The sequence below is a fragment of the Pseudarthrobacter sp. TAF60_1 genome, assembly GCF_052113505.1.
Classification (GTDB): domain Bacteria; phylum Actinomycetota; class Actinomycetes; order Actinomycetales; family Micrococcaceae; genus Arthrobacter.
In genome coordinates, this window is record NZ_JBFRDI010000005.1 from 1 (window position 1) to 19,141 (window position 19,141).

16 protein-coding genes and 2 pseudogenes are annotated in these 19,141 nt (G+C 62.0%); 10 read left to right on the top strand and 8 right to left on the bottom strand.

The features are described 5' to 3' along the window. The 3 genes and pseudogenes from AB4Y73_RS07060 to AB4Y73_RS07070 all read left to right on the top strand — a co-directional run. Positions 1-232, top strand: a pseudogene (locus AB4Y73_RS07060) (phenylacetate--CoA ligase); the annotation flags it as partial. Between the two features lie 947 nt (positions 233-1,179). Further along, complete coding sequence (locus AB4Y73_RS07065) at positions 1,180-2,448, top strand: purine-cytosine permease family protein (RefSeq protein WP_441870302.1); 1,269 nt, start codon at positions 1,180-1,182, stop codon at positions 2,446-2,448. A 228-nt stretch (positions 2,449-2,676) separates the two neighbouring features. Beyond that, on the top strand, positions 2,677-3,309 hold the full coding sequence (locus AB4Y73_RS07070; protein WP_441870304.1) for a TetR/AcrR family transcriptional regulator: 633 nt from the start codon (positions 2,677-2,679) through the stop codon (positions 3,307-3,309). Positions 3,310-3,881: 572 nt separating this feature from the next. Here the strand turns inward: AB4Y73_RS07070 and AB4Y73_RS07075 are convergent. From AB4Y73_RS07075 to AB4Y73_RS07095, 5 genes are all read right to left on the bottom strand, one after another. Continuing rightward, on the bottom strand, positions 3,882-4,586 hold the full coding sequence (locus tag AB4Y73_RS07075; RefSeq protein ID WP_441870306.1) for a response regulator: 705 nt from the start codon (positions 4,584-4,586) through the stop codon (positions 3,882-3,884). Next, complete coding sequence (locus tag AB4Y73_RS07080; protein WP_441870308.1) at positions 4,574-5,830, bottom strand: sensor histidine kinase; 1,257 nt, start codon at positions 5,828-5,830, stop codon at positions 4,574-4,576. Before AB4Y73_RS07080 ends, AB4Y73_RS07075 begins: the two co-directional genes overlap by 13 nt. 83 nt (positions 5,831-5,913) lie before the next feature. Continuing rightward, positions 5,914-6,300: a hypothetical protein gene (locus tag AB4Y73_RS07085; RefSeq protein ID WP_441870310.1), complete on the bottom strand. Its 387-nt coding sequence runs from the start codon at positions 6,298-6,300 to the stop codon at positions 5,914-5,916. Continuing rightward, a complete protein-coding gene (locus AB4Y73_RS07090; protein ID WP_441870312.1) occupies positions 6,300-6,437 on the bottom strand; it encodes a hypothetical protein in 138 nt (45 codons plus the stop codon). The genes AB4Y73_RS07085 and AB4Y73_RS07090 overlap by 1 nt, the downstream gene beginning before the upstream one ends. Further along, the gene (locus tag AB4Y73_RS07095; RefSeq protein ID WP_441870314.1) at positions 6,434-7,648 is read right to left on the bottom strand and encodes a DJ-1/PfpI family protein; all 1,215 of its coding nucleotides are present in this window, start codon (positions 7,646-7,648) and stop codon (positions 6,434-6,436) included. Before AB4Y73_RS07095 ends, AB4Y73_RS07090 begins: the two co-directional genes overlap by 4 nt. An 839-nt stretch (positions 7,649-8,487) precedes the next feature. On the opposite strand from AB4Y73_RS07095, the gene AB4Y73_RS07100 reads away from it, so the two are divergent. Beyond that, a complete protein-coding gene (locus AB4Y73_RS07100) occupies positions 8,488-9,102 on the top strand; it encodes a plasmid pRiA4b ORF-3 family protein (protein ID WP_441870316.1) in 615 nt (204 codons plus the stop codon). A 1,392-nt stretch (positions 9,103-10,494) separates the two neighbouring features. Here AB4Y73_RS07100 and AB4Y73_RS07105 read toward each other — a convergent pair. After that, positions 10,495-10,995, bottom strand: a complete 501-nt coding sequence (locus tag AB4Y73_RS07105; RefSeq protein WP_441870318.1) for a hypothetical protein — start codon at positions 10,993-10,995, stop codon at positions 10,495-10,497. 869 nt (positions 10,996-11,864) lie between these two features. Then, positions 11,865-13,187, bottom strand: coding sequence for an NtaA/DmoA family FMN-dependent monooxygenase (locus AB4Y73_RS07110; RefSeq protein ID WP_441870320.1), 1,323 nt, complete (start codon positions 13,185-13,187; stop codon positions 11,865-11,867). Positions 13,188-13,357: 170 nt separating this feature from the next. On the opposite strand from AB4Y73_RS07110, the gene AB4Y73_RS07115 reads away from it, so the two are divergent. From AB4Y73_RS07115 to AB4Y73_RS07130, 4 genes are all read left to right on the top strand, one after another. Then, positions 13,358-14,839 carry an MFS transporter gene (locus tag AB4Y73_RS07115; RefSeq protein ID WP_441870322.1) on the top strand — a complete coding sequence of 494 codons (1,482 nt, stop codon included), beginning with the start codon at positions 13,358-13,360 and terminating at the stop codon, positions 14,837-14,839. 42 nt (positions 14,840-14,881) lie between these two features. Continuing rightward, positions 14,882-15,526, top strand: a complete 645-nt coding sequence (locus tag AB4Y73_RS07120; protein WP_441870324.1) for a TetR/AcrR family transcriptional regulator — start codon at positions 14,882-14,884, stop codon at positions 15,524-15,526. A 376-nt stretch (positions 15,527-15,902) separates the two neighbouring features. Then, on the top strand, positions 15,903-16,118 hold the full coding sequence (locus AB4Y73_RS07125; protein WP_441870326.1) for a ribbon-helix-helix protein, CopG family: 216 nt from the start codon (positions 15,903-15,905) through the stop codon (positions 16,116-16,118). Next, positions 16,115-16,483, top strand: a complete 369-nt coding sequence (locus tag AB4Y73_RS07130) for a type II toxin-antitoxin system death-on-curing family toxin (RefSeq protein WP_441870328.1) — start codon at positions 16,115-16,117, stop codon at positions 16,481-16,483. Before AB4Y73_RS07125 ends, AB4Y73_RS07130 begins: the two co-directional genes overlap by 4 nt. 1,100 nt (positions 16,484-17,583) lie before the next feature. Here the strand turns inward: AB4Y73_RS07130 and AB4Y73_RS07135 are convergent. Then, on the bottom strand, positions 17,584-17,886 hold the full coding sequence (locus AB4Y73_RS07135) for a DUF4190 domain-containing protein (protein ID WP_441870330.1): 303 nt from the start codon (positions 17,884-17,886) through the stop codon (positions 17,584-17,586). 171 nt (positions 17,887-18,057) lie between these two features. Here AB4Y73_RS07135 and AB4Y73_RS07140 point away from each other — a divergent pair, with 171 nt between their 5' ends. Both AB4Y73_RS07140 and AB4Y73_RS07145 read left to right on the top strand, forming a co-directional pair. Continuing rightward, positions 18,058-18,537 carry a hypothetical protein gene (locus AB4Y73_RS07140; RefSeq protein WP_441870332.1) on the top strand — a complete coding sequence of 160 codons (480 nt, stop codon included), beginning with the start codon at positions 18,058-18,060 and terminating at the stop codon, positions 18,535-18,537. 113 nt (positions 18,538-18,650) lie between these two features. Then, a pseudogene (locus AB4Y73_RS07145) lies at positions 18,651-18,989 on the top strand (transposase); the annotation flags it as partial. Between the last annotated feature and the right edge of the window lie 152 nt (positions 18,990-19,141).

Genomic DNA, 19,141 nt, shown 5'->3' on the forward strand with positions numbered 1-19,141 from the left:
CCAGCTGGAACTCACCCGCCCCGAGGGGCAGCGCATGGACCGGCTGACCGTCCGGATTGAACGCCGCGAAACCGTTACCATCGAGCAAAGTTCGACGGCGGCCCGCGCCCTGCAGGAGCAAATCAAGATCCACGTAGGTTCCTCGTGCACCGTGGACGTGGTGGATCCGGGCTCGCTGGAGCGGTCCAACGGCAAGCTGCGCCGCATCTACGACCTGCGGCCACAGCCATAATTTCACAGTAAGTTATCCACTGTGGGTCCAGCTAGCGACACATACTCTCCAGCATTCCCCGGTCAATACCGCTGATCGCAGGGGAGGACGCAGCCTATACGCCCACATGGGAAGGATCAGCCTCTCAGCTTAACCACTCGGCTGAGGTCGTACTGCGGAGGCGGTGTCGGTTTGAGCGTATGTTCGAACCCGTCGCCGTCCCGCAGCGCCTTGCCGGGCTTCAGCTTCCGGTCGTGCCTGGCCAGCCAGCTCCGCGCTTGCTCCTCGGCAGACGGCGGATCCGGAAAGTACCGCAGGGGCGGCCTGTATCGACTACAGGGGAATAACTTGTACGGAAGCGTATGAAAGTTTTCCAAACAGTCTTGACACTGAACTACTCGTTCAGCGATGCTTGATTGACGGTGCAGCATGTGAGCGTCGTCACTCTGTTCAAGTGCCGGGATTAGCTGGTTGGGGCGGAGGGATTTCGTACAACCGTGGAAGCACAAAGGAGTCTCCCAGGCAGGCGCTAACTTCCTCACCACTTCAACGCATATTTCCGTGTTGTCACGTCTCACCATGATGCCTCGTGCTACCACCAACGAGGCCGCCGAGCGTCCGTACAACGGTCACTAAGGCAAACAACTCTATGGCGGGCGGCCGCCCCTTGGCCAGGACGCTCCTGGTCCTTGAGGGGACCACTGCAATGTCAGAGATTCTTCACGCCCACCCCGGCAGCAAACCTGCAACCAGGTGGCTGATGTGCCCGCACCTAAGCCGGTTACTGACCGCTATATCCGCTCAACATTGACCGGAAACGAAGGCCTTCGTGACCCGGCGGCAACGCGCGCAACTCCCCGTTCAGCATTCTCAGGTCTGCCTCACGCGAGGCCTGAATTCAGACACAATTCCGGAGGTCAACAATGTCCGAAGTCAGAATTGCATCCAGCACTGACACAGATACCGGCATGAGGCGAAAGCCTCTGCGGGCATTCTGGTACAGCGTTTCCAGCGCCCTGGTGATCGTCTATCTTGGCGCCGCGACTGCGAACGCCTATGGCACGGTCAATGCGCTAATCGGCATCGCGTTGTCAGTCGTACTGATGACTCTTATCTGCCAGTCCCTGACAGGTTTTTCGTTACGACATGGCCTCAACGTAGATGAACTGTCCCGCCGGATGTTTGGCAAAGGTGGAGCAGTCATTGCCACCATCACGCTTTTCCTCGCGGCGCTGTATTTCGCGGTGTTTGAAACCAGCGTCCTCGTCTTCACGTTCCAAACACAGTTCGGCGGCCCAAAGGAAATGTGGGCGGCCATCGTGGTCCTGTACTCGACACCACTCATCATTGGGCGCATGCGGCAGTTTCTGGACCGTATCAACGGATGGCTGCTGCCAATCTACTGGGGCGGTTTTGCCGTAGCCATCGTCTGGGCGACCATCCAGTACGGACTGAGCACGGACTGGATGACCCACGCCGGAATCCCCCTCGCCGTCATGGAGGGCGTTCCAGGCTGGGTAGCTGCCGCTGCGTCATACATGGGCACGTGGTCAGTGCTGTTGTTTGCCGTTGACTTCGCAGCACTGGGACGGCCCGGCGACGAGCAGTACCACCGTCGGTGGACATTCGGATTCCCGTTCTGGGTGCCGACCATTGTGTTCAACAGCCTCATCGGCATTGTGTTGATTTTCACCATCCAGGGGGCAGAATTCAGTGAAGCGGGTGTCGCTGGAGGCCTGGTGAAAATGATGGGAATCATTGGCCTGCTCCTGGTATTTGTCTCCCAGACCAGGATCAACACAGCCAACTACTATGTGGCCGTCACAAACCTGGAGACTACTGGTCGGCAGGCATTCCGCTTGGGTTGGCCCACCTGGGCGTGGGCTTCGATGAGTGCGGTGCTCATCTTCCTGCTGGTGCTCTTGCCGGTCATGGAATACATGCTCATTACACTCGCGTGGCTTGGAGTGGTCGTGCTGGCGTGGATTGGGATAGCTCTGGCCCACATCTTCATCAGCAACCGTCAGACCGGATCTGGGGGAGCCGAGCCTCATCCAGGCTGGCCCGGAGTGACTTCCTGGGTGATAAGTGCCGCCCTCGGCTTTGCAATCCTTCAGGCTAAAGGCTCCTGGATCTCAGGCTACGGCGCTTTTGTCACCCTGGTCGTAGCTGCCCTGTCCTACTATTTCTTGGTCAAGGCCGTCCCCCAGCCTGTTCCAACGGCCGTCGACTCATGAAGCACCTAACGGATGGGAACCCATGGATGGAGATGAACAAACTGCAGCCTTAGCCGCCGGCCCAACGATGCAGGGCCGGGCTGAGGCAGTCCCACATCCCAAAATCCCGTCAGTAATATCAGGCTCGGGTGCTGCAATGCCGGACTCCACACCGGCATTGCAGCATCGCCGAACCGGCCGTCTCCTGGGCGGATAAATTCGCACAGCTTCTGAGAAGGAGTACGCCCCTTGAATTCCCCCCAGTTCAACTTGAGGAGCATAGCCGTGGCTCTGCCCGATCGCGCCCCAGATCACACGAGAGCGTACGTTCGAGGAGATCTGCCATCACTGCTGCGCGCAGCACTTGAAGTTTTCAGACGCCGCGGCTTCGATGCTGCATCAATAGGTGATCTTGCCGAGTACCTGGGCGTGAGCCGGGGCACCATCTACCACTATGTGCCGTCAAAGGGCGAACTGCTGCGGCTGGCCCTAGAACCGGCACTAACAGCTTTGGAAGTCATACCGATCCAACGGGGAGCCAAGCACGGGCCTGCTCTCGATCGACTGCTGTTTGTGCTGCGGGAAATGGTAGTGGTGCTGACTAATCATGCGCCGGCAGTGGCCGTGCTAATCAGCCTGAGGGGTAACCTTGCAATTGAGCGCGAGGCCATGAGCCGCCAGCAAGCAGTAGAACAGGAAATCATCAAACTAGTCTCCGTGGCCCAAGACGAGGGGGCTCTACGGGCGGGTGTCGATCCCGATGCCGCCGGGAGGCTGCTCGTTGGAACCCTCAACTCCATTACAGACTGGTATTCAAAACGCGGGCCAATATCTCATCCCAGCTCGCAGAGGACATCATCTCTCTCACCTTCAGCGGGTTGAAGACGAGCACCGGGAACCCATCTGCCGTCTAGCTCGTCGCACATCGATTATCCTCTTTCAGAAATCCCCTTCGGAGGGGCGCGGAGCGCCGCTGTGCGACGGCAAAGCTGCTGGCCAACTCACCGCACAAGCCCTACAACGTCGGCTGGGACGATGACGGCAACTTCCACGCAGACGTCTACTTTTCGGAGAACCTGACCACAATCGGGGGATGGTTCGGTGAGTAGCGTACCGTCAGCGCCTGCATCCACTACACCGCCGCCGAAGATGGCCCGACCATGACATCCATCGCCCGCCTAGACGAGCCACCATACAACCGAAAAGTCGACGAGCAAGTCACCGTTCCGTGAGCCCCGGGGGGAAGCACTTGGCAGTGCAGCCACGGTGGCGTTGCCTTGAAGCTATGCCCGAACAGACATGTCCAGGTAAGCAGTTCTAGGGCCAGCGCATAAGGATTGAGGCGGCAATGAGGCAATCAAATGCATGATTTTCTCATCTAACGGGACCCCACATAAAACGGCGATAATGGAGATTCCGTCAAGCTAGCTGCCGATGTCAGGTTTGGGTGCCGTTTAATCTGGCTGGGAACGGTGGTGGCCGTTGAGGCCATTTTCGTAGGCGAAGATGACGGCGTGGACGCGGTCGCGCAGCCCGAGTTTCATCAGGATGCGGCCCACGTGGGTCTTCACGGTTGATTCGGCCACGAACATTTGCTCTCCGATCTCGGTGTTGGTTAGTCCGCCGGCTATGGCCGAGAGAATTTCGCGTTCCCTCGGGGTCAGGGCTGCGACGGCTTCGTCGCCCCTTGGTCGGGGACCGGAGGGAAGCCGTTGGCTGAAGAGGTCCAGCATCCGGCGGCTGACCCTGGAGGAGATGGTGGCGTCTCCACCGGCGACGGCCCTGATGGACGTAACCAGCTCGGCTGGTCCGACGTCCTTGAGGAGAAAACCGCTCGCACCGGCCCGGAGTGCAGCGAAGGCGTACTCGTCGAGATCGAACGTGGTGAGGACGATGACCCGTGATTGCGGATGCTCCTCAACAATTGTTCTGGTGGCGGCGATGCCGTCCATGCCGGGCATTCGCACGTCCATCAGCACCACATCCGGGGCAAGGGTGTGGGACATTTCGATTCCCATCCTGCCGTCGGCGGCTTCCCCGACGACGTCGATTCCTTCCTGGGCGTCGAGGACCATGCGAAATCCCATCCGGACAAGGTTTTGGTCATCGACGAGCAGCACCCGGATCGACCGCCCGGGTGCGGCAGTTACTGGCTCCATGAGGCTCCTTCCTGCGGGACGAACCGTGCGGTCACGGACCATCCACGGCCCGCCATGGGGCCCGCCTCCATCGTGCCGCCATACAGCGCGACGCGCTCACGCATTCCCACAAGGCCACGTCCGGAGTGGCCTGCGGGAATGATGTCATGTTGGCCATCGTCAATTACCGAGACCGTGATCTCTTCGGCTCTGAACTGCACCTCGACAGCCACCGTCGATGCCTCCCTCGCGTGCCTAAGCGCATTGGTGAGACCCTCCTGGACGACGCGGTAGATTGCCAACTGGATCCCGGTGTCAGCGTCAGCGGGAGGAATACCGGCTGACCTCAGGACCACCGGAAGACCTGTCGAGCGGAAAAGTTCCACGAGAACGGGTAATTCCCTGACACCGGGAGCTGGTGTGACCGTGCCGGGTGGTTCCCCGGTGTTGCCTTCGTTCAGTACTCCGAGCATCCGGCGCATGTCTGCCACTGCGGCGCGGCCCGTCGCGGCGACCTGGCGCATGGCCTCGGCGGCGCGGGCAGGGTCAGAGGGTGCGATCTCTGCCGAACCGTGGGCCAGAGAGATCATCACGGCCAATCCGTGCGAGACGATGTCGTGCATCTCCCGGGCAATCGCGTTCCGCTCAGCGGCCGCGGCGATGCTGGCCAAATGCTGTCGTTCCCGCACCAATCGGTCGGCGCGGTCGACTAGGGCGGCCACGTAGCTGCGCCGCGAGCGGACGTTGAAGCCGATCAGTGCCGCGATGACGAGCGCAGCAATTGCCTGACCGGCCTGGCCCGGGTCAACCATAGACGCGGGCAAGAGGACCGCGGCCAGAAGGAGGACGCCGCTGGTCCCGGCGAGGGCAATGGCTGCGTGCCGGGGGGACCTGTAGACGGCGACGGCATACAGGGCCATGGCTGCCGCCACGGCTGCGAAGCTGGCTGGCGCCGGGAACGTGAGGAGCATGATGCCCGCGGTGGCGGCAAACGAATACATCGGAGCCCGCCGGCGGAATAGCAGGGCAGTTCCGGAAGCCACCACCGCGAACAACTGGAGAACGAACTCCGGGCCGATGGTCTCGTGAACGACAGCAGCCGTGACAAGGGCCGGCCCTGCGTAGGCGGCAGAGATCAGAAAGTCTGTGATTCCCGGACGGGAGCGCCACCCGCCATACCGGATCGGCTCCTCCGGGGAACCCAGGGTGAACAAAGCCGGTTCCGCCGACGACTGAAGGCGCTCACTTCCTCCCGTCCCTGTCATGCTCCGGACTCTACCCGTCGTGAAGTGCATTACGGTCTTCCGGTCTTTAATTGGCAGGGAACGGGCAGTGCCAGCGTGGAGAATCATTGGACTGCAAGGACCAGATACAGGGCGGCGAGGGCAGCCGTTGCGGGGGTCATCACGAAGCGTTCGGGTTTGCTGCGCGAGAGGCCGTTCATCAGGACGCCGAGCGCGAAGTATCCCGTCATCACCCAGATGGTGACGGTCATCAAGGATTCCCCTATCAATGGCGGGACAAGGTCAGCCTCGGCCAATGCTGCATAGGCGAAGATTGCATACAGGCCGATGGAGACCGAACTGAGGATCCTGAGGTTGGTTGGGAGGACGCGGTGTTGTCCGCCCCAGGCCATCCTTCCGAGCGGAGCCCCGGTAATCAAAGCGACTTGGAAGACGGCCAGGGCTGCCAGAAGCCCGCAGGCGAGTATTGCGGAGGGCTGGTCCAACGGCATCAGAAACCACTCTTTACCATCGCGCCGAGGTGCGTGTGGGTGTTGACGTATCCGGCCCGGGTCTTCGCGACGGGCCGCGCGGCCCCGTCCAGGGAGAGGCCCGGGCGCTGACGGGATTCGTGGAGGTGCCGGGTCATTTCATCTGTCCTTCTGCCCGACCCCGAAGAGCGGTGCGAATGAGGGCCGGCAGGGCACCGGCGAGAACGGCGAGCAGCAGGCCGAGCACGATCAGGGTAGGGACGCGGACATAGGTTCCACCGGCGGGAAGGGTCAGATGCGCGGTGGGATAGTCGATCATCTTGGCTGCCGACAGGGCGGTGGCATGGTCGGTATGCTGCGCCAGATACTCCAGCGCGCCATCGAAGCCAAGCGCACCATCAGCGCCGGCAAAGGCACCGGCGGAAACGTTGCGGGACGCGGCCCATTCCTTCAAGTGGGGGTTGATGTCCTGGTCCCGGGCCGCGCCCGGGACAATGACCTCGTCCACCTGGGGTGCCCGGGTTTCAGGGACGGTGAGGAGAACCATCCCGTGCCTGGTGGTGACGGTCTCCGTGGCGGCGACCGGCACGGTGCGGGCCGCGAAGGACATGTTGTATACCTCGAAGGCGCTGGCGACGTCGGATTCTCCCACTCCGTCATAGAGCCCGACGGCGATCGTGGGCCGGAACCACGGGACGAGGGCGTTGAGTCCGACGGGAATGTCCGAGGCGGCAAAGGACTGGACGGGTATCGATGTCGACGCCGTGAGCGACCAGCCCGCATAGTTCACCAGGCGCCCGACCCGTTCAGCTTCGTCGGCGCCGGCCAGGTCCGCCATGACTTTCAGCGCGCCCGGAATGCCGGACGTGACACCGGCTGTGGTGGTGATCGTGCCGTCCTGGACGTACCGCAGGCCTTCGGCCCATTGAACCTGGGGACGGCTCTTCTTCAGAGAACTTAGACGTGACCAATGGCCGGTCGCCGTGTGCCCGTCGAGGATACCGCTCGCGGCAAGGACGTTCGATCCGTTGCAGACGCCCAGGATTTGGGCTCCGCGTCCTGACTCCTCCAGGATCCACTCCCGCATTGCAGTTTCCTCCGGCCCCTCGGGGGCGCCGACAGCGGGGACAACGACGACGTCCGGCTGCCGGGCCCTCCCCGATCGGACGTCGTTGAAGGTGTAGGTCGGCACGATCGCCGGACCTCCGTCAATGAGTGCAGGACCTGGCTCGGCTGCGATGGTGTAGACGGAGAATTCGGGGGAGCTGGCGAACACCTCGTAGGGAGCCAATACGTCGCTCCCCACGGTGCCCGACGAGCCGAGGGCAACGGCAACAACGATCGGGCCTGAGGAGGAAGGCTGGTTCACCGGCAATCCTTGCAGGCTCTGCTGTGGTGGTCCGGCATGGCTTTGTGCATCAGCCGCCTCGATGCCAACGAAGGCCAGCGCAGTCACAACGGTCAGGAATAATGTCCCGGAGAGAGCGGCGTGGGAAAAGCGTCGTGAACGGGAAGCCATGAGCTGGGTCTCGATTCTATGAACGTGCGGGCTGGCAGAGTGTGTGCGCCTGCATCGCTTTTCACGCTACGTTTTGCCCGTTTCCCGAACATCGGTCCAAGGGACACTTCCCGGAAGGTGCGCGTCGTACCGCGGTACTACACGTGTGGTTGTTGCATGCGGCAACATCGGCCGTGGCAGACGGTTTTGCTGGGACGGGCGCTCTCGCTCTGGCGTGCTGAGGCGTGCCTCGAGGGGCTAAGAGAAACTTCGATTCGAAAGTCCGTCCCCGAACGCGGGAGGCGACATGCAGTGATATCGGCTAACTCGAACTCACAGAGCTTGCAAACGGATGAAGGATTCGCTCGTCTAACGACGGTCTGGATCGAACGCTGAGAACCAGTCTGTCGTCAGCCTGCCATGGGGGAGAGGCTCCCAGCTGGCACACCTGTCCCTGACGATTTCGGCTAACGCGGCTCATATACGTCGGATCGGTGGTCGATGCCGGTGGACATACAGCATGCTCTTGTCAACGTCGGGGTGAACAGCGCGCAAGAGTCCCCGCGCCATGCCGTGCGCAGGCCGGGCAGTTCATTCGTGCGAGGTTTGCTTAGCCGACGGGCATCCTCTGCCAGCGGGCCGGTGACGAATTCAACGATCGCTGCTGCCGCCCTCCCGGGGAGCCGGCGGAATCCTGAAAGAATGGGCGCATGGACCAACCTCAGGCTGGCACCTTGGTTTGCCGGGAATCGGTCCTGGAGGTTCGCGTGGAGCTGGTCCACAGCAAGCCGCCCATTTGGCGTCGGCTGGAGATCGGTGGCTCCGTGGCGCTTCATCAGGTACATCAGATCCTGCAGGCAGCATTTGGCTGGGAAGACGCGCACCTGCACCGGTTCACACCGGATTACCCCTTCGCGCCGCTGCGGCCGGTCGACGGCGAATATCCGGAGGCCCTGCAATGGCTACCGGGACAGGAGTGTGAAGAACCCGAGGACAGGCCCGAGGAGGACTACACCCAGGATCAGCTGCTCGCCCTGGGTTCAGGCACAGCCTTCTACGAATACGACTTTGGTGACAGCTGGCTGCACCGGCTTGGACTGGTCTCCCGCCGGCCGGCAACCGCAGACACGCCGCCGGCCCGACTCATCGATGGCGCCAGGCGCGGCCCGCTGGAAGACTCCGGAGGATTCCCCGGCTATGAGGAAACCATGGATGCGCTGGCCGACCCGTCACATCCCGGCCACGGCGCATATTCCGCGTGGGTCGCCGAAACAACCGGCTCCGACGGGCCTTTTGACCCCGCTTCCCTGGATATCCGGCGGTGAACCGGGCCCTGGCAGCCCAGTTCTAATGCCCGCATTTTGGTCGAAAACGCTCAAGTTCGATCTCACGCACAGTCTTGAGGCCGCTCCCCCGCCCATTTGGGAAAGCCGATAACGGACGTTTCGGCCGGTTGAAGCGTGGCCTGGTGCTGCCCGGATCCGGTCATCGGCCGAGCGTATTGTCGCGAGGGCATTGAATCAGCACAACTGAGCAGGGTGGCCCCCTCCGGACGTGGGGTCTTGTGGCTGCCTGCAGCACGCTTCCGACATGGCTGAAATAGTCCTGAGGCGGGCCAAATGGCCTCGGCCGGTCATGCGGGTGTAGGCCCAAAAGCTCATGAGACGGGTGAAGGAGGTGTAGCCACATGAAGTCTCTCACAGTTAGATGGTTCTGCCGGCCACTTGGTGCTCGGTCCCTCGCGGGAGGCATCAGTCAGAACGTGGGTCGGCGCGAACCCGGCCGGCGTCACACATTTGCCAGCGCAAAGACAAACCGCGCCCCCTCAGTGGGGGAGCGCGGTTTGTCTTTGCGGGCTGCGCAGAACGGCCAATTTTGGGGTGTGCACATTGTGCACACTTCGGGCGGCGGATTGGCTCGTACTGGGGGCGGACCGGGCCGGATTGGCGATGTTTCCGGGAGTTCCCAGTTTTTGCAAGGGCTGGAACCCGGTTCGAGTCCCACCTCGGGCACGAAAAACCCCTCGTCAGAGGGGTTTTTGCTTTAACGTGTGGACATTGGCCCTGCTCGGGTCCCTCTGACGGGTGGTTGGCCGGCTTTGGCCGGGCTGCCGCGGAGCCTATTCAATGTGTGGGGGTGGCGGGTTCAAGCCCCTGGCTGGTGGGCCTTCCGCCTGCTGTGAGCGAGTTCTTGCGGTTCCTCGTTCCGGTTGTGTTGAGTGGGCCTGTGGTGGTGGCTTACACCTATTCATGGGCTGGGGGAGCGGGGACACCATGACTTCGGCGATATCGCTGCAGGACGCCTTTGGGAGGTGGTCTTAGGCGTGCCCGCGAGAGTCGCACGCCGAGGTTTGTCCTGCCAAAGAGGGTGTGGACAGTGTCCACACTTACGTCTGCTTTGTTGGACGGCCTGAGGACTTGAGCCCGATGCCGGGTCGGGCCAGAACCTTTCGATCACGGTGCCTAGAGTGTAGGTCTTGGAGCACAACGTGGTGCGATTTGGGGTGGTTTACAGCGATGAATGGCGGCGCTTCAGCGCCCCTACATATCGCCTTCGGATGCCCCTCCGCGGGTGCAAGAGGCAGTCAGGCCAGCTTTGGCCATTGACACTGCCCCGCTGTCTCGAAACGCTAGGGATTTGAGGCGCCTCAGTTATGAGACATGCAGGTGGGTTTCAGAGAAGGAGCCGGCGCCCGAGGGCGGGACCGCCTTATCGCATCAGCTGGTCACTTGTCGGAGCTTGAACACGACCGAGTCGAAGACGGTGCGTGCCTCGCTCGTCAGCTCCGGATTGATCGATTCGTGGAATTGAACCATCCAGAACATGGCGCGCTTGCCGTTCAGGTTGACCACCCTGTAGGTTTCGCGCTCAGCGGCGCTCGAGTACCAGCGTGTGCATAGGTTCGAATATTCTGAGTGGACGCAAAACTGACCGTTGTCGCAGGGTTTGATGTCCACGTCGCCCTCGACGGAGTGGTCGAACTCGACGCCGGAGTAATCGCCCACTATGACCTCGACGGGAGGGGTGCTGGCCGTGGACGTCTGCGCCGTCATCGCGTCGACGAAGGCCTTAGCCGACGGATTGACCTCGACGAGCGAGCCCTGCCACTTGCATGCGTCCCTCGGCACATGGTTGGAGGGCCACCAACCGACGAAGACCCCCATCGCATCCGGGTGATTCGGGTCGTCCTTTCCCAGGGCATCGCCGTCTTTACTCACCCAGCCGTCTGGGACGGTGATCTCGAAATTCTCTGCGAAGCTGGTGACGAGGTATGTGCCGGCGTCGATGGCGCCACTCTTCGGCAGCGGTGGGACCGTGGGAGTGTCGCCGCCGTCCGGCAGCGGTGGGGGCGTGCGAGCCTCCGTAGTCGGAGAACTGGCGGACGGGAGGGGGACGTCCTTGGACTCATACTGGCACCCCCCCGAGAAATCCAATCAGCGCGATAGCCGCCAGGGGCAAGAGGTGGCGGGGCCGCCGAGCGGCCTTTTCGAGGAGTGTCATGGAGCTCATCGATCCACCAAGGCCGCTACAGGGTGCTGTGAGGCCCCGCAGCCGGGTGGCCCCGCGGGCGGCCCGAAATGGGAGGCCGTCGCCTCAAGTCTCCTCCTGCCCAGAACCCGTGACAATGAAGTGTTGTACGCAGACCAGTTTCGACTCATGCCATCCCCCGAAATGGCAGAACCGCCCTGAGTCAGTGTTGATGACATGCCAAATTTGGTGGCAGTTTTCTCCGCCCGGGTCTAACTGGCTCAAGAGATCTGGGGCAGCTGGCTCTCGTAACCCTTGGGAAACGAGACGCCTCAACGAGCGAACAGTTGTGGAGTTTGCCGATAAGTGGCGGCGTTCTGTGATCGGTTAATGTCGCACCCCTGGGCGACCAGCTGGTGCGCATGGCTGGGGTTTCAACACATTTGGTTTCGAGACGTGGTTCGCCCCATCGTTTCCACTTGGCGACGGCCGTCGTGATTCAGGGGATCTTCGTTCGCTGACCGACTTCGTTATCTTGCTCCTCATTCCTCGTGCAGCGCCCAATCTGCCTTGGATGCAGGAAGTGCCGTGGCATGGTGAGCGACTCCGCGGTCATCGGTCACTGGAGGCGCGGGTCGAGCCCGTACTGATGTGGCGCGCCGAGGTGGTCACGGAGGGTTGTTCCCCGGTAGTCGTGGTGGAACAGGCCGCGGTCCTGGAGGATTGGGACGACTTCATCGACGAAGGTGTCGATACCGTCCTCGTAGATGTCGACGGAAACCCAGAAGCCGTCGACCGCGCCAGCCTCGAACCACTCCTGCATGTGGTCTGCGGTGACGGAAGCCGGACCGACGGGGGTGGGATGGTAGTCGATGACCCCGTGAGCGAGGACCTCCCGGATCGTCCAGCCCTCGCGTGCGATGGCGAGTGCGTTGCTGGCCCGGGGGTCGCTGGGGTTTGGCCTCGCAGCGGTGAGTTCCGCTGCGGTCAGGGGTGTATCGAGTCGATCGGCGGTGAGGGAGATGCTCAGCATGTAACCTAGGTAGGGCACCCGCTGGGGGAAAATGTCCTTCCCGAGGAGCAGGCGTCGTTCAAGCGCCTCCCGTCGGGTGGCGGCGATGGCCGGCATCACGCCGGCGAAGAATTTGATTTCGTCGGGATCGCGGCCCGCTTTCTCGGCCGCTTGCCGCAGCGCCCTCCGCTGCGCAATCGCGTCCTCAATCGTGAACGTCGCGCCGATGACGCCGTCGGCATAGCGTCCGGCGACGCCCAGGCCGTAGCCGCCGCCACCTGCTTGAAAGATGACCGGCTGGCCCTGCTCGGACGGCGGTATGGGCAGCGGTCCCCGCGAAGCGACGTGCCGGCCGCCCAGGTTCACGGGTTGAATCTTCGATGCGTCAGCGAAACGACCGGTTTCGGCGTTCTTAATCCATGCTCCTTCCTGCCAACTCCCCCACAGTCCCTGCACGACCTGGACCATCTCGTGGAGGCGTTCGTACTTATCCTGGCGCGCGGGGGCGGCCCTACCGAAGTTCGCCGCGGCCGTGTCATCTGCGGTCGGTACGACGTTCCACCCGGCCCGACCATGGCTCATCACGTCGAGCGTTTTAAACTGTCGCGCGAGGTTGTACGCGTCATTGAATGTGGTGGACGCCGTTGTGACCAGGCCGATCCGTTCAGTCGCCCTGGCGACGGCGGCGAGGGTCAACAGCGGTTCCAGAGTGAACATCGGTGGATGGTGGTCGATCTCGGCGCCGAGGCCGAGGAAGTCCGGCAAGAAGAGGAAGTCGATCTTCCCGCGCTCGGCGCTGCGCGCATATCGCACGAGTGCATCGAAATCCGTGAGGTTCGACGGGTCGACTCCGGGCATACGCCACGCGTCGGGCTGGGAACCGTAGCCGTTGCCGAACTGTAGGCCGAGAAGCATCTGACGCTTAGACACGATGGTCCTTCCAGAAAGGTAAGTGAAGCGGACTGGACGTACTGAACATGGTTCTCCCTGCGGACAACCACAGCCCGGTACGACCGCCGCCGACGCTTTAGCGGAGCGAGAATTCCGCTTCTGCTACTATACAAGCGGAGCGATCGCTCCGCTAAATCGTCAGGAGATCAATGAATACGCAGACCACCCGTGCTCATCACCAAGTGACCTTCGTGGTCCTCGTCGTCGGAGTCATCGCCTACGCGCTCCTGCAGTCACTGGTCACACCCGTGCTGCCGGTGATTCGGGAGGCACTCGGCACGACGGAGGGCAACGTCACCTGGGTGTTGACGGCGTATCTGCTGTCCGCATCGATCTTCACGCCGATCATGGGACGCCTTGGCGACATGCAGGGTAAGAAGAAGTACTTTGTCATCACGCTTATGGCCTTGGCGCTGGGTTCGGCCCTGGCCGCTCTTGCCACGTCGCTGCCGGTGATGATCATCGCCCGTGTCATTCAGGGCGTCGGCGGCGGCGTGCTTCCCCTCGCGTTCGGGATCATCCGCGACGAGTTCCCGGCAGGCAAAGTGCCCGGGGCGGTCGGTCTCCTCGCGTCCTTGTCCGCGATCGGGGCAGGTCTCGGAATCGTTCTCGCTGGGCCCATCGACTCCATCCTGGGCTACCAGTGGCTGTTCTGGATTCCCTTCATCATGATCGCAGCAGCCGCAGTCGCCGCGATCATCCTCGTGCCCGAATCCGAGAGCCGTGAGGCGGGCCGCATCAACTGGTTCACCGCGGCGCTGCTGTCCACCTGGCTCATCACACTCCTGATCGCCATCAGCCAGGGATCAGGCTGGGGCTGGACGTCGCCAGCCGTGATCGGACTGTTTGTCGTTGCGGTAGCCGTCGGCGTGGTTTGGGTGATCGCTGAGGCCCGGTCCTCCAACCCTTTGATCGACATGAAGATGATGGCCACGCGCGCCGTGTGGACCACGAACCTAGTGGCCTTCCTGTTCGGCGTCAGCATGTACGCCATCTATTCGGCCCTGCCCAGGTTCCTGCAGACAGCACCCGATGCCGGCTATGGTTTCGGCGCTACCGTGACGCACTCCGGTGTGATGCTGCTTCCGCAAGCCGCGTTCATGTTCCTGGTCGGTCTGACCACCGGACGCCTCGCCCAGCGATTCGGCTCGAAGAGGGTTCTCGTTGCGGGTTCGGTCGTCTCTGTAATCCCGTTTGTGATCCTCGCTTTCGCGCACGACCAGCAGTGGACGATCTACATTGCAACGGCCGTGAGCGGCATTGGCTTCGGGCTCGCGTTCTCGTCAATGTCGAACATCATTGTGGCATCGGTCCGGCAGGACCAGACCGGGGTCGCAAGCGGCATGAACGCAAACATCCGCACTATCGGCGGCGCCGTCGGCGCGGCGGTCATGTCGAGCATCGTCACCTCGCAACTCTCGTCGACTGGAGTGCCCAGCGAATCCGGATATACCATCGGGTTCATCGTCCTTGGCGGCGCGATGGTGCTCTGCGTCATCGCAGGACTGCTCATCCCGACGATCAAAAAGCACGTCGTTGGCCGCCACATGGAAGAGCCGGAAGTGCCGCTCCGGCACGCGGAGTTTGCTCTGGTGGCCGGAGGTACCGTCGTTGGTGACGAGTCGGAGTAATGTGCCACCGGCGACCATCACGATAGAAGGAGTAACTGTCCCGTGAAATCCACGACCGCTCAACCACCGCTACGCCGGGACGCCCTCGAGAACCGCCGGCGCCTCCTGAGCGCTGCCCGCACCGTTTTCGCCGAGCGCGGTCTGGAAGCGGGCGTGGAAGAAGTGGCAACAGCCGCTGGCGTGGGTATCGGCACGCTGTATCGCCGCTTCGCTACCAAGGACGCTCTCATCGATGAGCTCGTCAACGAACTCCTGATCGAAGTTCTGGCACTCGCCCGCGCGGCCGAAACGGTCGAGGACGGTCGTGGATTGGAGCAGTTCCTGTTCGCTGCAGGCGCTGCCCACGCCGCGAACCGTGGATGCCTGCCGCGGCTGTGGGCCGGTCCCGCCCTGGACCCTCTTCGCCTCGAGACCCGCCAGGCGATGACGCGCCTGCTCGCGGACGGGCAACGCCACGGCCGCGTCCGCCAGGAAGCCTCGCTCACCGATATCGAACTGCTCTTCTGGTCCTGGCGGGGCCTGTTCGAGTACGCGGGAAATCATGCTGAGCCTGCCTGGCGCCGCCAAACCTCTCTCACCCTCGCAGGCCTCCGACCGTCCAGCGGAACCATCGACGAACCCGCCGTCACCGCCGACCACATGAGCGCGATCATGCAAAACGCGCGCCGGGCAAAGAGCAACCTGTGAGGGCCGGAGCCGATTAGGGCGAGGCGCGGAAGCAAACACAAGTCTTAGTTCGGCTGCCTCGCGTCTTGAAAAAGAACCGCTTTTCACGACACCACTCCCGGGATTCGAATGAGCCGGTACCGCGGGCGGGATGCCGGTCCTAGCGTCTCGGAAAGTCGCCTCACCGCAAAATGGTCTCGATGGGGAATGATGCCGAGCTTTCGAGCCAGAATAACTTGAAGTGGGAACTGGGCACACCCGTGGCAGTACTGCCAGCCATGATGGTGAGCTTCAGATGGACGCCCGGGCCGCTCCGCGTAGGGTACAGACACCCGCCGCCTTGGGCAGCGGGCAGTGTCCGCCGGAGCAGTGGATGGGATGGTACTAGCTTGGTACCATGTCTTTCATGGCTATGAATTTGCGTGTCCCCGTGGATCTGGATCGTCGTTTGGACCAGCTCGCCGCAGAGGAGCACACCTCGAAGTCGGCGTTGCTGCTTCAGGGGGCGGAGCTTGTGCTGCAGCGCCACCGGCGAAGTCGTGAGGTCGGCGAGGGACTGGATTTCGTGATGAGCCATGATGCTGAGCTTTTGACGCGCCTTGAGGATGCGTGACCGCGTACCTCGAGATTGAGGACGCGTTACAGGTCCTTGACCGGTACGGGTTCCATATCCGGGATATCGGCCTCCTGGCCTCGGCCTTGGCGCGTCCGGCAACGACAGTCGTAGGTGTGGAAGCATATCCGCAGCTGGCTATGAAGGCGGCGGCCTTATTGGAGTCGGTGGCTAGGTTCCATCCGCTGATAGACGGCAACAAGCGAACTGCCTGGACGCTGATGGTTTTGATGCTTTGGATCAACGGGTTCCGGCATGACTTCAGCACTGATGATGCGTTCGATCTCGTCGTGGGCGTTGCCGCCGGTGACATCTCGTTGGAGGACAGCGCAGGGATGATTGCCGCGCACCTCGTAAAACGGTAGCCATATAATTCTGTGGCCGAGTTGGTGATGCTGGCTCACGGACCGGAATGCCGCGCGCGTTCGCTACAGTCGGCACCGGGCCTGGTGCGAGGCCGGATGCCGCATCACCTTTTGCCTGGTCAGGTGTTTACCCTCCCCAGAACCCGTGAGGTGGGCGAATGAGGTGTTTGCCGCCATGAAGTCTTTCTATGTTGAGTGGCCCTGCCGGCCATTGCACCCTCCGTTGCTCGAGGGCGGCGTCGACCACAACAAGGACGGGGGCGAAACCTGCCGTAGTCCCGGCGCAAACACGAACCGCTTCCTCAGTGGGCGAGCGCGGTGGTCGTTTCGAGGTGCTCAGAAGGGGCGAAGTAAGAGTGTGGACACTGTCCACAGTTGGGGCTTCGGACCGGGTCGTCCACCGGTCGAATCTGGCCGGATTCCGCATGTTTCCGCCACTTCCCAGTATTCACAAGGCGCGGAATACAGTTCGAGTCCCATCCCGGGCATAGCATATCCCCTCGTCAGAGGGGTTTTTTGCTTTAACGTGTGTACAGACTTTGGGGTGGCGTCCCTCTGACGCTATAGGCGCGGGCTGTGGCCTGGCCGCCGCGCTGGCCTATTCAGGTGTGTGGGGTGGGCGGGTTGAAGTCCTGGCTAGCTGGCCTTCCGCCTGCTGAAGCGGGCTATATGGTTCCTCGTTCCGGTTCTTTCGGGTTGGCCGGGGGTGGCCTACACCTATTCATGTGTCGGGGAGTCGGGGACGACATGACTTCGGCGATCTCGGTAAAGGGCGCCCATTGGAGGCGGTCTTAGGCGTGCCCGCGATAGTCGCGCCCCGAGCTTTGTCCTGCCAAACGGGGTGTGGACAGTGTCCACACTTACGTCTGCTTTACTGGAGGGCCGTGAGTCCGGATGTCAGGTTGGCCATAAACCTTTCGATCATGGTGCTTGGAAAGTGTTTCATGGATAACAACGTGACTGCGATTTAGGGTTGTTTGGTCGATGAATGGCCTTGCTTCAGCCGCGTTGAGGTTTCGAGACACCCAAGTGGACTCGGAAAAGGAAGGGCACCGGCCGCCCTCGTCGGAACCCGTCCGCGGCGCCGCCCTCACCGTAGTTCAGGAAATAGCGTCAAGATTGGAGGCGGGGCGCCTCCGCCACAGGCATTGCTTTGAGAACTGCTGGACCAGCCTCGGTATGTACCCCGGAGTGTTGATCAATGCCAGCGTGGCTATGCCGTATCCAATGGCTAGGGCAGTAATAGCTAGCCCGCGGCCTCGTTCGCCTCTCAGCGGGATCTGGTTGAGGGCAACGTGTACGGCCCCAACTGCAAAAACAGCAAGGACCGCAATACCAAATACCCACAATCCCGATGCGGCGATGACGGCGAAAATGACGGCTACAACGGCGAGTTTGTTCAATCGACCAGTTGATGTGCGAGCTGGCGTCATGGGCGTACTCATTTCGGTTCCCCCAACCTCGTTAGTACGAGTGAGTCTAGCTTGCCTCGCCGGCACAGAATGGGGCCTGAATCATTTAGTTTCGACAACCCTAAAGGGACGCAGATAAATGCTTATCGGTAGGCTGGGCCCATGGCGGTGGGGGACGCGGTACAGCCGCAGGCAGTTCAGTCGAACAGGGTGGTCTTGGATGCCTACGGGTTCATCAAGGGCTGGCTGATCGCGACCTCGCTCTGGGTAGGTGTACTGCTGCTCGTGGTTGCGGCATTCTTTGGCGTACCCGCGGTGCAGAACGGGACTGACGCCGGCCACGTGTGGGGTTTTTTGGGCACGGCGGTTCTTTATGGTTTCGGGGTCGCCCTGCTGATCGCGGCGCCGCTGGCCTGGGTGTTGGCCTACCTTTTGCGCCCGGTCCGGAATCAATGGGTCCACATTGGAGCCTTCTTCGCGGTGCCCACGATCGCATTCTGGCTGTTGGGCAGCGTTCTGGGTTTTGGCTGGCAGCCCGTGATGTTAATCCCGTGGGCCACCGTTGGCGTAGCGGCAACCATCGGCCGTTGGGCAGTCCGCAAGGACGTCCTCTACTCGAATTCTGCAGCTCCCCCTGCATGAATATCCTGTCAGGGGTCCGGGAGTTTCTTTTGTCCACTGGCGGACCTCGCTACTGCAGCTAGCAATGCTTACTTCTCAGCGAGCCAGAAGAAGAAGATTTCGGCTGTCTCCTCCGGGACCGGTGTACCAGCTCACCGCGGGGACGCAAGCTCGATCTTCTCGAACACGACGCGTTACTGCGCGAACACCGTCAACGCGCCGCGGATCCGGTCTTCGAGAACGACTACCGCACGCACCGGCCCATGGCCGTGCGGTCCACCGCGTGGCTCGCCCGCGGCAACAGACGCGTTCGGCACCGCGGCATCAGCCGGAACAACGCTTGGCTGCTCCTGCGGATCTCGGGACTAAACCTGCGCAGACTCCTCAACCTGGGGCTCATCGTGAACGAGGGATCATGGGCGTTGGGATATTCGACTGTTCGAACCCTGCCCACCGTAAAAACCACTGGATAACGCCTCAGACCTGAGGCAAAATGAAAGCAAGCGGGCGGAATGACCCCGTTGTCGCACCCAAGGGTGCTGACCAGAACACGCCGCTTGACGGCCCATTGGTGGCATTCCGTCCGCCCCACCAACGCATTGTTCAGCAGTCTCCTATGCGTAGT